At 76.9% G+C, this 715-nt stretch carries 1 protein-coding gene; it reads left to right on the top strand.

What is annotated here, in order from left to right; translation table 11 throughout:
* Positions 1–311: 311 nt before the first annotated feature.
* On the top strand, positions 312–715 hold a 404-nt coding region (gene eccB, locus HMPREF3086_RS03430; protein WP_083324285.1), incomplete at its 3' end, for a type VII secretion protein EccB.

Below are 715 nucleotides of genomic sequence, written 5' to 3'. Positions count from 1 at the left end.
CAGCACCGGGCGGCCGCCGCGGCGCGCGGTGATCACGGTGGCGACGAGCGCGACCGTCGCGAACTGGGCCCACGGCTGCGCCTGCGGCGGGCAGACCACGGTGAGAACGACCGTCGCCACGAGCGCGGCGAGCAGCCCGGCCAGGGTGGGAACCGCCGTCATCCACCCGCCTCCTCCACGCCTGTCCCGAGCACTCGGGCGCGTGCGGACGGCGCCCGGAAGACCGGCCACGGGGGCCGGATCCTGGCGTACCCTACCCCCGGTGCCCCCGGCCGCGGGGGTCCCACATCCGTGGAAAGGGGGCCGCGCCGGTGCCGCTCAAGCCGACGACCAGGGCGCAGGTGGACGGCCACCGCTTTCTCGCCCGCCGGGCCCGCCACGCCGTGGTCGCCCGGGACGTCCGGATGCTGCACGATCCGCTCAGGCGTCAGTCGACGGGGCTGACGGTGGGCGTGGTCGCGGCTGTGCTCGGTGTGGCCGGGGCCGCGGTGCTGGCCCTGCTCGACCCCGCCCCGGACGTCGGGAGCACGATGATCATGGTCGGGCGGGACTCCGGTCAGATGTACGTGCGCGCCGGTGAGAAGGTGCACCCCGTGCGCAACCTCGCGTCCGCGCGCCTCGTGTCAGGAGAGCCGGCGGAGCCGCGGACCGTGCGCGACGCCGACATCGCCGGCACCCCGCGCGGCGGGCTGCTCGGCATCCCCGGCGCGCCCTC

It is taken from the genome of Dietzia sp. HMSC21D01, from assembly GCF_001815995.1.
In the GTDB taxonomy this organism is placed as follows: Bacteria; Actinomycetota; Actinomycetes; order Mycobacteriales; family Mycobacteriaceae; genus Dietzia; species Dietzia cinnamea.
The sequence above is the reverse complement of the archived record's forward strand: the minus strand, read 5'-3'. Positions and strand labels throughout refer to the sequence as shown.